This is a genomic window from Psychrobacter sp. CoH-33_TS_01, assembly GCF_058189395.1.
Genome location: NZ_JBVGQI010000004.1, coordinates 245,962 through 260,311, shown reverse-complemented (window position 1 = coordinate 260,311; position 14,350 = coordinate 245,962). Strand labels below are relative to the sequence as shown.

The 14,350-nt window shown below is 46.5% G+C and carries 12 protein-coding genes; 9 read left to right on the top strand and 3 right to left on the bottom strand.

Annotated elements, in window-relative coordinates:
- Nucleotides 1–97: 97 nt before the first annotated feature.
- Both ACZ2XM_RS08930 and katG read right to left on the bottom strand, forming a co-directional pair.
- Nucleotides 98–988: a LysR substrate-binding domain-containing protein gene (locus ACZ2XM_RS08930; RefSeq protein ID WP_490589556.1), complete on the bottom strand. Its 891-nt coding sequence runs from the start codon at nt 986–988 to the stop codon at nt 98–100.
- A gap of 414 nt (nt 989–1,402) precedes the next feature.
- The gene (katG, locus tag ACZ2XM_RS08925; RefSeq protein ID WP_490589557.1) at nt 1,403–3,583 is read right to left on the bottom strand and encodes a catalase/peroxidase HPI; all 2,181 of its coding nucleotides are present in this window, start codon (nt 3,581–3,583) and stop codon (nt 1,403–1,405) included.
- 485 nt (nt 3,584–4,068) lie between these two features.
- Here katG and ACZ2XM_RS08920 point away from each other — a divergent pair, with 485 nt between their 5' ends.
- From ACZ2XM_RS08920 to ACZ2XM_RS08880, 9 genes are all read left to right on the top strand, one after another.
- Nucleotides 4,069–4,218, top strand: coding sequence for a hypothetical protein (locus ACZ2XM_RS08920; RefSeq protein ID WP_490589483.1), 150 nt, complete (start codon nt 4,069–4,071; stop codon nt 4,216–4,218).
- Nucleotides 4,219–4,287: 69 nt separating this feature from the next.
- Nucleotides 4,288–5,925, top strand: a complete 1,638-nt coding sequence (locus ACZ2XM_RS08915) for an AmpG family muropeptide MFS transporter (RefSeq protein ID WP_490589484.1) — start codon at nt 4,288–4,290, stop codon at nt 5,923–5,925.
- Nucleotides 5,926–5,945: 20 nt separating this feature from the next.
- Nucleotides 5,946–6,929: a peptide chain release factor N(5)-glutamine methyltransferase gene (prmC, locus tag ACZ2XM_RS08910; RefSeq protein WP_490589485.1), complete on the top strand. Its 984-nt coding sequence runs from the start codon at nt 5,946–5,948 to the stop codon at nt 6,927–6,929.
- 306 nt (nt 6,930–7,235) lie between these two features.
- Nucleotides 7,236–7,463 carry a hypothetical protein gene (locus ACZ2XM_RS08905; RefSeq protein ID WP_490589486.1) on the top strand — a complete coding sequence of 76 codons (228 nt, stop codon included), beginning with the start codon at nt 7,236–7,238 and terminating at the stop codon, nt 7,461–7,463.
- A gap of 3 nt (nt 7,464–7,466) precedes the next feature.
- Nucleotides 7,467–7,910: a DUF2335 domain-containing protein gene (locus ACZ2XM_RS08900; protein ID WP_490589487.1), complete on the top strand. Its 444-nt coding sequence runs from the start codon at nt 7,467–7,469 to the stop codon at nt 7,908–7,910.
- A gap of 123 nt (nt 7,911–8,033) precedes the next feature.
- Entirely contained in the window at nt 8,034–9,569 is a 1,536-nt protein-coding gene (locus ACZ2XM_RS08895; RefSeq protein WP_490589488.1) for a class I SAM-dependent methyltransferase, read from the top strand.
- 319 nt (nt 9,570–9,888) lie between these two features.
- The gene (locus tag ACZ2XM_RS08890) at nt 9,889–10,719 is read left to right on the top strand and encodes a HesA/MoeB/ThiF family protein (protein ID WP_490589489.1); all 831 of its coding nucleotides are present in this window, start codon (nt 9,889–9,891) and stop codon (nt 10,717–10,719) included.
- A gap of 74 nt (nt 10,720–10,793) precedes the next feature.
- Entirely contained in the window at nt 10,794–12,113 is a 1,320-nt protein-coding gene (locus tag ACZ2XM_RS08885; RefSeq protein ID WP_490589490.1) for an ABC1 kinase family protein, read from the top strand.
- A 272-nt stretch (nt 12,114–12,385) separates the two neighbouring features.
- Nucleotides 12,386–13,738, top strand: a complete 1,353-nt coding sequence (locus ACZ2XM_RS08880) for a YbfB/YjiJ family MFS transporter (RefSeq protein ID WP_490589491.1) — start codon at nt 12,386–12,388, stop codon at nt 13,736–13,738.
- Here the strand turns inward: ACZ2XM_RS08880 and ACZ2XM_RS08875 are convergent.
- Nucleotides 13,719–14,195, bottom strand: coding sequence for an Lrp/AsnC family transcriptional regulator (locus ACZ2XM_RS08875; RefSeq protein WP_490589492.1), 477 nt, complete (start codon nt 14,193–14,195; stop codon nt 13,719–13,721). The two genes, ACZ2XM_RS08880 and ACZ2XM_RS08875, sit on opposite strands and share 20 nt — an antisense overlap.
- Nucleotides 14,196–14,350: the final 155 nt, after the last annotated feature.

Here is a 14,350-nt window from a genome sequence, read left to right as displayed (position 1 = left end):
ATGACTTTAGGATAGTGAAATAGTTTATTAGCGGTAAATAATGCCATTAAAGGCAGAGACTATTTTTCTGGATTTAAGGCTTATTTAATAGACGCACCTAGCTGGCAAACTGCTTTTGGCACAAGTCGATAAAGGCACGACCATATTGACGAATCTCAGCATCGTCTCGCACCGCCATCCAACTGGTAAAGCGGCCAAAATGATCGACAGGGATGGCAGTCAACTCAGGGTAATGACGCGGCTCAAACGCCATTTCAGCGATGATACCCACACCCAAACCTAAACCTACATAAGTGCTAATCACGTCAGCATCTAAAGCAGCAAGGACGATTTCAGGCTCAAGCCCAGCATCCGTAAAGGTTTGGTCAATAGCACCGCGGCCAGTAAAGCCGCCATGATAGGTAATGATGGGATAGCTGGCGAGCGTTGGTAAGTCAATCTCGGTCTCACCGGCCAACTCATGGTCATTGGGTACGATGATGCGATGCGACCAGTCGTAGTAACGGTGGCAGCGTAGATAATTATTATGCAGTAGCGACTCGGTAGCCACGCCGATATCTGCTTGGCCACGGATAACCATTTGCGCGATTGTCTCTGGATCGGCTTGCTGTAAAATTAAATTGACCTTAGGGAAGCGCTCACGGAACTGTTTAATCACATCGGGTAGCACATAGCGGGCTTGCGTGTGCGTCGTCGCAATGGTTAAGGTGCCGGTCTGCGGATTGTTAAAATCTAAGCTTAAGTTTTCAATCGTACGAATCTCTGCAAATATCGATTCAATATGCGGCAGCAGCGACTCACCCATGGGCGTGAGACCCGTCAAACGTTTACCTTGGCGTACGAATACTTCAGTTTTTAATTGGTTTTCTAGCGCAGCAATATGCTTCGATAAGCTCGATTGACTAGTGTGCAGGACATTTGCCGCCTGACTGAGATTATAGCCATTGACCACCGTATGCCAAACGGTCTCAAGCTGCTTTAATTGAATCTGTAAATGGCGCTGGTTGACGACGACATTGATGGCCATGATGAGTTCCTAAAACACAGTAAGGTATTTGATAGAGATAAGACAACAGGGCCAATGCGGCCCAATATCAAAGAATAGCTAATATAAATTGGACGTAAATGGTCCCTATCCGTAGGTTTTGCTGTCATACAGCGTTATGGGCTACAGTGTAGTCGCTATATTATATTCTAATAAATTAATTATTAGTATTTTTATATTCTATAAATGAATAAAAGGCAACCAGTAAAGATACTGACTGCCTTTTTGTTAGGTAAATACTAGATTTAACTCAATTTTTAGTTCGGTTTCTGAGCTCAGGTTTTGAGTTAAACTGTTGAGTTCGACTGTTAAATTCAGCAGGCCGGTACTGGCCGGATAACCCTAGCGGTTGACCCTTTAGCCTTTAACATCAAAGCGGTCGGCATCCATCACTTTTACCCAAGCTTTAATAAAGTCTTTGACGAACTTCTCTTGGTTGTCATTTTGCGCATAGTGCTCGCTGTATGAGCGTAAGATAGAGTTGGAGCCAAAGACTAAGTCAACCCGAGTGGCGGTCCACTTAACTTCCCCAGTTTGACGGTCACGAATCTCAAAAAGGTTGTTATCTGCCGTCTTAGCAGCGGGCACCCAATTGTTATTCATATCGGTCAAATTGACAAAGAAATCGTTGCTTAGCACGCCGACCCGGTCGGTAAAGACACCGTGTTGACTGTCGCTATAGTTGGCCCCCAAGACGCGCATGCCACCGACTAGTACGGTCATTTCAGGAGCCGTGAGCCCCATAAGTTGGCTGCGGTCGAGCAGTAGCTCTTCAGGAGAGACCGCATATTGGGATTTCACCCAGTTGCGATACCCATCATGACGTGGCTCTAAATCTTCAAAAGACTCCCCATCGGTCATCTCATCCGTCGCATCACCACGACCAGGGGTAAACGGTACACTGACATCGACACCCGCGCCGCGAGCTGCAGCTTCGATAGCCGCGCTACCACCCAATACGATCAGGTCAGCTAGGCTCACAGGTTTCTCAAGGTCTGCTTGTAGGCCCTCTAGTGCTGTAAGGACAGTCTGTAAGCGCGCGGGCTCATTGCCTACCCAATCTTTCTGTGGCGCTAGGCGAATACGTGCGCCATTGGCCCCACCACGATAGTCTGAGTTGCGGAAAGTGCGAGCACTGTCCCAAGCGGTATTAATTAGGTCTTGGCGGCTCAGGCCTGAGTCTAGGATTTTAGCCTTAAGCTCAGCGATTTCATTATCATCTAAAGTATAGTCTATACTCGGGATAGGATCTTGCCAGATGAGGTCTTCTGCCGGTACATCAGGGCCAATATAACGACTCTTCGGGCCCATATCACGATGCGTCAACTTAAACCAAGCTCGAGCGAATACTTCTGAGAAGTACTCAGGGTCGTTATAGAACTTCTCTGAAATCTTGCGATACTCAGGATCTTTAATCATGGCCATATCAGCATCGGTCATAATGGGCTTGCGACGTACGCTAGGGTCATGGGCATCGACCGGCATATCTTCTTCTTTGATGTTCAGAGGCTCCCACTGATGTGCGCCGGCAGGACTTTTTGATAGTGCCCAATCATGTTTGAACAGCATCTCGAAATAGCCATTATCCCACTGCGTCGGATTGGTGGTCCAAGCGCCTTCGATACCACTGGTGACCGTATCGCCAGCATTGCCTGAGCCTTTAGGGTTGAGCCAACCAAAGCCTTGGTCGGTGATATCACCGGCTTCTGGCTCATCACCTAACACGGTAGCATCGCCATTACCATGACATTTACCGACGGTGTGACCACCGGCTGCAAGGGCGACAGTCTCTTCGTTGTTCATCGCCATGCGGCCAAACGTGGTGCGAATATCTTGTGCTGACTTGATAGGGTCGGGGACACCATCGACACCTTCAGGATTGACATAGATGAGGCCCATTTGCACAGCCGCTAGAGGATTCTCTAACGACTCACGGTCGCCATCATCATTATAGCGCTGCTCTGTTGGGGCTAGCCACTCGCGCTCATTACCCCAATAAATGTCTTTTTCGGGATGCCAAATATCGGCGCGACCACCGGCAAAGCCAAAGGTCTCAAAGCCCATTGATTCATAAGCCATGTTGCCGGCCAAAATCATAAGGTCTGCCCAAGAGAGCTTGTTGCCATATTTCTGCTTAATCGGCCAAAGCAAACGGCGGGCTTTGTCTAAGTTAGCATTATCCGGCCAGCTATTTAATGGCGCAAAGCGTTGGTTGCCGGTATTTGCGCCACCACGGCCATCGCTCTTGCGATATGTGCCTGCTGAGTGCCACGCCATACGAATCATCAGACCACCATAATGACCCCAATCGGCTGGCCACCACTCTTGTGAGTCCGTCATCAAATCTTTCAGGTCAGATTTTACGGCTTCTAAATCCAGTGAAGCAAACGCTTTGGCGTAGTCAAAATCTGGGTCCAAAGGGTTGGTCTTGGTATCGTGTTGATGCAAAATATCTAGGTTGAGGGCATTTGGCCACCAATCCGTGGCGGAAGAATCCTGCAAAGTATGGGCTTGATGCATGACGGGGCAACCGCTCATTGCGGGACGCTCCGGAGTATGATCGCTGTCTACATTTTCGCTATGGATAGTAGGGCCATGGTCATCACCAATTTCGGCGCGTTCTGGATTAGCGACAGTTTGAGAAGCCGTCTTAGAGACAGGGTTAGTAGGATTAAGATTTTGTTTCGCAGCTTCGTGATCTACAGGGCATTTGCCCGTTGGGGTATTAGTATTGTTGTCCATAATCATATCCTTGGCTGAGAGGTGAGCTTAGCTAGAGTAAAAAGATTTTGTTGATTTATTAAATACAATACAATCCCCGGTATGATTTGAATAGTTAATCAAACCCATGGTGTGTATTTGTATAATGAATCATAGAGTAGCTAATTATTAATAATTTAAAACGTTAGAACGACTTAGCTTTCTCGCCACGTTGCTATTACTCCTGTAATCATGCCAGTGTCATTAGGACTTATATTTACCTCAAGCTTTCGCTACGGGTATCTTACGCATTGATAGGAGTATTGTTTATTCAGCAAATGGTGCAAGTTATGCTGGCGCATCAGTACTGGTCATTACAGAATTTCTGCAGTACCATAGCTGAATTTGCCAATCCCTACCGTGATGCCGTTATAACTGAGCAGTTAGTAGGTTTGCAGGCTCGCACGGTCTAAGCAGTTGGCAATAAGTCTTCTTATTATCTGGATAGTTTCTATATATCCCCTTGGTTAGGCTCCACCATTATGTCTGCAACTCCACCTGCTCATCCCCACGGCATCGTCGCCAAGAAGTCTTGGTCTGAGGCTGCGAAAGCCTATCTGGATCGCCGTGCGATTATCATGCTGTTTTTAGGTTTTGCCGCTGGTATTCCTATTCTATTAATTTTCTCTAGTCTATCGCTATGGCTAAGAGAGGCGGGTATAGAACGTGGCGTGGTCACGACTTTCAGTTGGGCAGCGTTAGGCTATTCTTTTAAGTTTATTTGGGCACCGCTGATCGATGCCGTGCCATTGCCTATATTAACGAAGTGGCTGGGGCGAAGACGGGCATGGATGCTGGTGTCGCAGGCGCTAATCATTGGCGCTATCTGCATTATGGCCAGCGTCAATCCTATTAATGACGATATGTTGACCTATATGGCAGTGGGAGCAGTCTTACTCGGGTTTTCATCTGCCACGCAAGATATTGTTATTGATGCCTATCGTATCGAGTTGGCACCGCCCAGTTTGCAGTCGGTCTTATCGGCCATGTATACCGCTGGTTATCGTTTAGGGATGATTTTTGCGGGAGCAGGGGCGCTGTATTTAGCAGATTATTTCGGCTCGACGGAAGCTTTATATAGTTATGAAGCCTGGCGCAACACTTATTGGATTATGGCGGCCGTTATGGGCGTCGGGGTAGTGACGACTTTAGTAATTAAGGAGCCGATTAGTCAGCAAGTGCGTATTGAGCAGAAAGCGAGCGATTATGGCCGCTTAGTCTTTGTATTCGCCTTAGCCGTCTCAGCTTTCGTCATGACATTTATCTATGTAGGTCAGGTGCTGCCAGATAGTGAGAGCGTGGCGGTTGAATTCTTATACGAAGTCATCCGGATGCTGTCAAGCTTAGGGGTATCGTTACTGGTAGGCTACCTATTGGTCATGGTAGGTCTAGTGAATAAGCAAATGGCCTATGTCACTTGGATTGAGCCCATCGTCGATTTCTTCCGCCGCTATGGGAAAAAGGCGCTATTACTGTTGGCCTTGATTGGTCTGTATCGTATTTCTGATATCGTCGCTGGGGTCATGTCCAACGTCTTCTATCAAGACATGGGCTTTAGTAAAACCGATATCGCTACTGCCGTGAAGTTAGTTGGCGTGATTATGGTCATCGGTGGTGGCTTTTTAGGCGGCATCTTGGCGCAAAAGATACGTATGATGCAGGCGATGATGATCGGTGCCATCTTGGCCGCAGTCAGTAATATGCTGTTTGTAGTTTTGACCTATCATCCGGGCAGCTTACCGGTCATGTATACGGCCGTGATTTTTGATAACTTAGCGGCTGGTCTGGCCAGTGCTGTGTTCATTGCCTTCTTATCAGCATTGACCTCTATACGCTTTACCGCGGTGCAATATGCGATTTTCTCCTCATTAATGACGCTATTACCGAAAGTATTGGGCGGCTACTCAGGCACCATAGTGGATAACTTGGGCTATCCGTTCTTCTTTACCTTTACCGCGCTGATAGGGGTGCCTATCTTGCTGATTATCTATCTGGTCGATAAGCATATTGTGATTGGCGATAATGATGATATCTATGGGGATAGCGATGGTAGCAATAAATTGACCAAAGCCAACCCGGCACTCACAGATACCCAAGAGCCCCCTAGAGCTTCTGAATAAATAGAGCGTCTGAATAAATAATGACTACAGCAAATCAATATTCTAATGGTATATCTACAGATGATGCGTCTATTAAAGCGCTAAAACGTCGTAGCTATTTAAGTGAGGCAGACGGCACCGCTCTCCCAGTGCATTGGGTGAATGAGTGGTTATTACATATTGTGCAGCAGCCTGCCTCATTCTTAATCACCGACAGTGATTATCTGCTAACCGCTGCAGAACAGTCGGCGTTTGCAGCCGGTATCGCCAAGATGCAGGCAGGCATACCATTGGCTTATTTGACGGGTCAGCAAGCCTTTTGGTCATTAGAGTTTAAGGTCAATGAGCACACGCTGATACCACGCCCTGATACTGAGATATTAGTTGAACAAGTATTAGCGTGGATAGCTGCTAATGTAGAGGCTGATACATTTAATCATCTAGCAAAGCAAAATAGCCTAAGTAATGATTTGGATAATACTAACCCGCAAAAACCTTACCAATTATTAGACCTTGGTACCGGCAGTGGCTGTATCGCTATTAGTTTGGCGTATGAGCTAGGGTTGCAGTCGCAAGATTGGCAAGTGACTGCGGTGGATTATTCCCAAGGGGCACTCGATATTGCTAAGCAGAATGCTGTTTTAAATGACACGCTGACCATTAACTTTATCCAGAGCGATTGGTATAACTCGTTGCCCAGCCAGGTTAAATACCAAGTTATTGTCTCTAATCCGCCTTATATTGACCCTGTAGATACGCACCTTGATAGCCTCAGCGCTGAGCCATTATCGGCACTTATTGCTGATAATAAGGGTCTAGCTGATATTCAGAAAATTGTCAGTGGGGCGATAAATTATCTCATAGAGGGTGGGTTATTAGCGATTGAGCATGGCTATGACCAAGGCGCAGCGGTTCAACAGATATTTACCGAGGCGGGATTTGTTAAGGTACAGACGGTGCAAGATTATGGGGATAATGATCGGGTGACGATGGGAGTGCTAGAACGCTTAAAGGAAAACGTTTAAAAACTTTAATTTTAATCATTGTCATAAAATAACAGTCCCTTGGGCTGTTTTTTTTATACGCTAAAATTTATTTAAAAAAGGTGTGATTTAGACCAATGATGATGCAAGACAATCAACTGATATTGATAAGATAATAAAGGAATTTTCGAAAATAAAAAATTGTGTTTTTAGTAGCAGTAATACTGCTGGAGCCTTTATTTATCAAGGCTATCTTACAAAAAGGCTTGGCGAACAAGGGTGGGTTTTGTTAGGATAAAAGTCATAGCAAGACACACTAGCGCATGCTGAAAGGTAAGGGAGACAGCTATGACCGTGACTAAAGCTTTACTCGATGGCTTTGCCGGAGCGATGATATCGCCCACTCGGCAGGCAGTAGCCAATATTCAACCCGCCCATAAAATGGATGCTATCAATCAGGTCACTACTGGGACACAAGCTACTGCGCAACACTGGCAGGCGACCGGTGAGCGCATGCGGCAAGCCAGTAAAACGATTGAGCGGCAAGTCAAACGCCAACCTGCCGATATGTCCTAGCGGATGAGCCAAAATCAGCGGGCGACGCGCACCACCTTATTGCAGCAAGGACAAGAGTTGTCCGCCACGCAAGAAGAGGCAGAGTATTACACGCCTTACCCGCCAGCAGATTTAGTCCGTGAATACGAAGAGATATTGCCCGGATCAGCAGAGCGCATCTTAGCGCTCACCGAGCAAGCGCAAGCCCAACAAGATGATATTGCCAATTTTCAAATGGCCGAGACCCGAAAAATCAATGATGCCAATATCGCCAACCAAGAACACAACCAAAAGCTATTCGTTTGGGGATTGTACCTAGGGACTTTCTTCGGCTTATGCGTATTGGTGGTGATTATCTACGCCATCTATATGGACAGCACCAAGATAGGCATTGCGGCTTTTACGGCGCTAGGCGTTGTCCTGGCGATTTATATCTTAAGAAGCTCTTTGGAGCGATTAAAAAAGTAATCTGCTTTAAAAGCGCACAGAGTGTGTTTAAATACCCTTTGATCTATTTCATATGCCCATAGCTATCAGCCAGCGTTTATATAGCGTGACAGGTTGTAGCATATAATAATTAGGAAATAAAAGATGGCAGAGTGGTCAGAAGGGTACGTTAGTGAGATCAATTACACCTATGGGTATTATTCAGAGCTAAATCCAAACAATACGGTTATTCCCTTTTTAATGGCAGGCATTGCGCCGCCAAAAGTGAGCCATGCTTGTGAGTTGGGATTTGGCCAAGGCGTGTCACTCAATATCCATGCTAGCGCCAGTGAAGTACAGTGGTACGGCACAGACTTTAACCCCTCACAAGTGGGTTTTGCGCAAGAGTTAGCAGAGATTGCCGGTAATAATGCTTGCCTTTATGACCAGTCCTTTAGAGAGTTCTGTGAGCGTGATGATTTGCCTGAGTTCGACTTTATTGGTCTCCACGGTATTTGGGCTTGGATATCTTTAGAAAATCAGCAGATTATTATTGATTTTATTCGTCGCAAGCTCCGCGTTGGTGGTGCCGTCTATATTAGTTATAACACGCTACCAGGTTGGTCGACGATTGCGCCCTTACAGCATATGCTGAGTCAATATGATCAAGTAGTCGGCAGTCGTAAAGAGAGCCAGCTTGAGCGAGTCACCAATGCTTTTGACTTTAGCAAAGCGCTGATACAGTTATCCCCGTCCATGATTCTGCAAGCTCCGGCTATCCTCGACCGTATTCAACAAAATAGTGAAAAAGACCCTAGCTATCTCGTCCATGAATATTTTAATCAATCTTGGCAGGCGCTGTATTTCTCGCAAGTCGCTGAAGCCTTAGCGCCTGCTAAGCTGTCTTACGTTAGCTCAGCCAACTATTTAGAAGACTTTTCAGCGAGTAACTTCAACAATGAGCAACAAGCCTTTCTGGATAAGTTAGCCGATCCTATCTTTGTGCAAACCAGCAAAGACTATATGCAAAATAAAATCTTTCGCCGCGACTACTGGGTAAAAGGAGCACGCACGCTATCCGCCCATCAGCTTGAGCAATACTGGCAACCGCTGCGCTTTCTATTAGTGGTCAATCCCAAAGATATTGAGCTCAAAATAGTGGGCACGCTTGGCAATGTAGACTTGCGCGAAGATATTTATCAGCCGTTAATAGCCCTATTGTCTGACCATAAAATTCATAGCTACACCGCAATCAAAGAGCAGTTGCTTGCAATGTTTGATGCCCCCTTATTAGCTGAAGCCTTGGCAATTTTGCACAGTAAAGGGCATATAGTATTGGTGCAAGATGAAGCGATGATCCAAGCTGTGCGGTCAAAATGTGCCGCTCTCAACGCGCATCTTATTCAGCAAAACGTTAACGGAGCAGAGACAGCAAATTTGGCGAGTCCAGTCACAGGCGGTAGCGTGCACGTGTCTAGAGTTCCAATGCTATTTTTAAATGCTTATAAACAAGGGGCTACCGAGCCGCAAGCTTGGGTGGATTCTGCTTGGCAGCTCCTCAAAAGCCAAGGGCAATGCCTAATAAAAGAAGGCAATAATTTAGTGGGAGACGAGGACAATTTGGCTGAGTTAGCCCGCTTAGCCCAAGACTTTCAACAGGGGTTATTACAGACGCTAAAATATTTGCAAATCGTTGATTAAGGGCTGGGCGATTGGAATTTACGTAAGTTAAAGTCTACTTCGCCACTGAGCTAATACAATCTACTCGTACCACTCCTGCCCTAAGCCGCTTATAATACAGCGGCTTCTTTATGGTTAAAAAAAGCCATTTGTAGATGCTAATTTGGCAAAGGTAGTGTCGTTAAATTTAAGCGGTCGTTTTGAAAATATAGATAAGTTGCTGCTGCTCAACTATTCATAAATGCCTCATTTTAAAATATAAAAAATATATGACCCTTATAAACTTGAAGAATATCGACTGTGCATCCATAACCTTAGCAACGCTCAAGGTGATGGTATTATGCTAACGGATAATGAATTGATGCGGTATTCTCGGCAGGTCTTGTTAGACGGCTGGGATATCGATGCGCAAATAAGACTAAAGAATAGCCGTATTGTCATCGTAGGGGCAGGGGGCTTAGGGTGTCCGGCGTCTGAGACCCTAGCACGTGCGGGGGTGGGTCATATTCATCTGATTGATGATGACACTATCGAAATCAGCAACTTACAGCGGCAAACTTTATTTTTACCGCAAGATGTAGGTGAGCCTAAAGCCCAAGTGGCCGCTGCGCGATTGACTGAGATTAATGAGCTGGTCACTATCAGTTATCAGGTCGCCCGCGTAGACTCGGATAACGCGGCAGACCTACTAAAACGGCCTGCTAATCCCTCGGTCAATAGTGCTACAGCGCTAGAGACGGCATGGCCAGATTTGCTGCTAGACTGTACGGACAACTTTGCGATACGTGAGCTGCTCAACCGTATTAGTGTGGAGCACGCTATTCCATTGCTGTCCGCATCCGCGATTGCTATGACTGGGCAGCTAGCATTGTACGAACCGGCCAAGGCGTCAGGATGCTATCATTGTGTGTTCGGTGACAGTATTGCTAGCAGCACTAATGCTGCTGAGAATGACGCGTCGTCAGAACAAAATTGCGCCAATTCAGGGGTCCTAGCCAGTACTACCGCAATAATGGGTACGCTGCAAGCCAATGCTGCCTTGCAGTATTTAGGCTTAGAGAGTAACCCTTTAGCGCAGCAATTATTGCTATGGGACGGTCAGCGTATGCGCCAACGCAGTATAGGCTATCGGCAAGATCCTGCTTGTCCTATTTGTAGCAAGGCCGGTTGATTGTGCAGACACCAAGGGCATACCAACCTGATTTTAATGCTAACCTTATTCTTTTATCCAGTTGAATGACTATTATGACTCAAGCAACCCGACCCAATTTTTTAAAGCATTCCTTTAACGTCCTGAATCGAGTACGGCAGACGGCAAGCGTGGCTGGGCTGTCAGCACTGCGTGTGGCTAAAGGCGAAAAGCCCGATGCCAAGCTGTTAAAAGAGACCTTCGAGCAGTTGGGCACGACTTATATCAAAATCGGTCAGTTTATCGCCAGTACACCGTCATTGTTTCCGCGCGAATACGTCTTAGCCTTTCAAGATTGCTTGGATCAGACCACGCCCATCTCTTATCGTTATGTCGAGAAGGTACTGAGAGCTGAGTTAGAGCGTGATGGTGAGACCTTAGAGAGTCTGTTTAAACATATTGAGCCTACACCGCTAGCGTCAGCTTCAATTGCGCAAGTGCATGCAGCGACCTTGCACGATGGTACTGAAGTCGTGTTGAAGGTACAAAAGCCTGAAGTCGAAACCATCATGCAGACTGATTTGGGCGTGTTGCATGGCGTGACTAAGCTGATGGAAGTCTTGATGCCATCGATGAAGTTTGCCAGTATCGCCCCGATTATTGATGAGATTCGTCTGCGTATGTTAGCGGAAACAGACTTTGTCGCTGAAGCGCAAAACATTCGTGACTTCCAGCAGTTCCTCAGCATGACGGGTAATACTAAAGTCGTTGCACCGGATGTCGTACGCGAGTTGACGACTAAGCGGGTGTTGACGATGAGCCGTCTATACGGCGTCTCTATGGTCAATGAGCATGCCATGCGCCAATATTGTGCCGACCCAGCTCAGGTGATGGCGGATACGCTGAATACTTGGTTTGCAAGCCTGATGCTATGCAATAGCTTCCATGCAGATTTGCATGCGGGCAATCTAATGTTATTGAACGATGGCCGCATTGGCTTTTTAGACTTTGGTATCGTGGGTAAGCTAGCACCTGAAAGCTGGCGCGCCTGTATGGGCATGATGCAATCGCTGCAAGATAATGACTATCCCGGTATGGCGCATCATATGATTGATATGGGGATGACCCATGAGCGCAGTCAAGTGGATGAAGCGCAGTTGGCCACCGATTTACAAAGAATGGTGGGCGCAGTGGTGACCGACGATAAGACTTATACCTCAGGCAAGCCATTTAACTCCAAAGACCAAGCGGATGAATTGAATAAAATTATGTTAGAGATCGTCGAGACAGGCAAACGTCATGGTCTCCATTTCCCACGTGACTTTGCGCTATTGACCAAGCAAATGCTATATTTTGACCGCTTTATGCGCACTTTAGCGCCGGGTATGGATATGTTTAGCGACAGTCGAGTTAGTCTCATTCATGATCAAAGCTAGCATGAGGCAGCTAGTATTTAGTAGCTAATATTGAATAGCCAGGGCAGCGTATTGTTCTGGCTATTTTTTTGTCCTTATTTTCCTCCTGCACGCTATAAGCGAGCTATTGGCTAAGTCGCTATTATTTATGGCGAGGGTATTGCTAAGCACGGGGTTTATAGCTACTGTATTTATGCGCTGCATATATTGCTAGCCTATTGTAAATAGGAAGGTTTTAAAAAGGGCTTAAGGGCTAACTGCGGTTAATGAATAAGAGTTTTGGATGCTAAGTTATGGATAACCCACAGGCGCCTACAGTGTCGCCTTCGCGTTTTGGTGAAGTCGCTATTGCCTGGATTGGCTTGTATGGTATGGCGGTCGTCATGGGCTATGGCCGGTTTCTTTTCACTGCCACGCTACCCGACATTATCGTGCAACTGGGGCTATCAACGGCTATGGCCGGCTGGCTCGCCTCTATTAATTACATCGGCTATTTTTTAGGCGCTATTATCGCCATGTTTGTGCCGCAGCGGCATACTTGGTTGGCGCTGATTATCGCCAGTCTCATAAGTATTGTGACCACAGCGGCGCTTGCCATACCCGATATGTCGTTATTCATTTGGCAAGTGATACGTCTCATTGCCGGTATCGCTAGTGGGGTCGCCATGATTTTGGGCTCCTCTTACGTGGTCAAGCACTTTAGTATGTCGCGACGAGCTATGCTATCGACCATCCATTACGGGGGTATCGGCGTTGGTATTACCGCCTCGGCTGCGCTAACTTGGTCGCTTTTTGCGATGGGCTATCACTTTGCTACTATTTGGTGGGTTGCCGCCCTAACCAGTTTGCCCTTATTACTATTGTTAATTAAAATCCGACCTAGCGCTACCGAGCAAGCGCTCGAGTCTAGTGGCCCTTATGTCGCTACTAAGCAAGCAGACCTTGCGCGCAAGCAGAGCGACTCAGTGCAAACGCTGAAGCCCAACTCTATAGGCGCCAAGCTCAGTCAATTGCGCGGCGTCATGAAAGCCGCTTTGGCCAATCAAGGCTATGTGATTACTTTACTATTGATCAGCTATGGGCTGTCTGGGTTTGGCTATATTACTTCGGCGACCTTTTTGCCCGTAATGGCTACCCAGAGTCTAGGCTCAGGGTCGGGGCAGGGACTATCAGGTCAAGAGGCAGGACTATTTATTTGGCTATTGGTCGGGATATTTGCCACTTTTTCTAACCCACTATGGGGACGGTTAGCGAGAGATATTGGCGAATTTAAAACGCTGATTGGCTTGATTATCCTACAAGCCTTTGGCATGTTTTTACCCATGTTGAGCCCAGGAGCGCTAGGCTTATATGGTAATGCGATTATCCTTGGGGCGACCTTTGTCGGTATCGTCTCGATGACCTTGGGGATTATTAAAGAGGTCAATCCAAACTATTCTAATCTCTTGATTGGCCTAGCCACGCTCGCTTATGCAATAGGGCAGTTTTTAGGACCGCTCGTGACGGTGGCTTTGGCAGGCAAGAGTGATAATTTTAATGCAGGACTCGCGGTCGCAGGTGGGGGGCTTATTATCGGCTTAGTCCTTATCCTATTGATTCGCTTATTGCCTAAGTCTCATTCTAAGTCTATACCGCACTACGACTAAACACTTCGCGTAGCTCAAAGCTGGTATGCACGTGGCTCACCCCCTCGATACGGTTTAAGCGATGCAATAAAAATTCTTCATAATGCGCCATATCACGGACTAAAACTTTGATGAGATAGTCCTCGCTACGGCCCGTGACAATGCTACAACTGACCACTTCATCAAAGCTTTTAACGTTCTCTTCAAATTGCTCGAAGCGCTCAGCAGTATGCTTGTCCATACCGACGGCAATAAAGACAGCGAGGCGATAGCCCAGTTTATGCGGATCAGTCGCCGCATGGTAACCAGTAATAATGCCGCTTTGTTCCAACTGTTTGATGCGGCGCGCACATGGCGTGGCAGAGAGATTGACCCGTTCCGCAATTTCGGTCACGCTCATGCGGGCATCGACCAATAGCAGCTCGATAATCTTTTTATCGATCGCGTCATATTCTGGCGTTATGCTATCATTTTTCATATAAGACCGTTAATTAGTGATTTTAACTAATTATAATTATAATTTTAGCAAAAAGCTCTAATATTATTAAAATAAAGGCGTTATTTGTTGATTATCACTCTTAGCACTTTGCTATAATGATTTTATTGAAACTTCGTCAGTACTTATGGATATAA

Excerpts from the sequence above, each read along its gene's own strand:
- ACZ2XM_RS08885 (WP_490589490.1), top strand. The coding sequence starts at position 10,794 with ATGACTCAAGCAACCCGACCCAATTTTTTAAAGCATTCCTTTAACGTC.
- ACZ2XM_RS08880 (WP_490589491.1), top strand. The coding sequence starts at position 12,386 with ATGGATAACCCACAGGCGCCTACAGTGTCGCCTTCGCGTTTTGGTGAA.
- ACZ2XM_RS08900 (WP_490589487.1), top strand. The coding sequence starts at position 7,467 with ATGAGCCAAAATCAGCGGGCGACGCGCACCACCTTATTGCAGCAAGGA.
- ACZ2XM_RS08895 (WP_490589488.1), top strand. The coding sequence starts at position 8,034 with ATGGCAGAGTGGTCAGAAGGGTACGTTAGTGAGATCAATTACACCTAT.
- prmC (WP_490589485.1), top strand. The coding sequence starts at position 5,946 with ATGACTACAGCAAATCAATATTCTAATGGTATATCTACAGATGATGCG.
- katG (WP_490589557.1), bottom strand. The coding sequence starts at position 3,583 with ATGAGCGGTTGCCCCGTCATGCATCAAGCCCATACTTTGCAGGATTCT.
- ACZ2XM_RS08905 (WP_490589486.1), top strand. The coding sequence starts at position 7,236 with ATGACCGTGACTAAAGCTTTACTCGATGGCTTTGCCGGAGCGATGATA.
- ACZ2XM_RS08890 (WP_490589489.1), top strand. The coding sequence starts at position 9,889 with ATGCTAACGGATAATGAATTGATGCGGTATTCTCGGCAGGTCTTGTTA.
- ACZ2XM_RS08875 (WP_490589492.1), bottom strand. The coding sequence starts at position 14,195 with ATGAAAAATGATAGCATAACGCCAGAATATGACGCGATCGATAAAAAG.
- ACZ2XM_RS08915 (WP_490589484.1), top strand. The coding sequence starts at position 4,288 with ATGTCTGCAACTCCACCTGCTCATCCCCACGGCATCGTCGCCAAGAAG.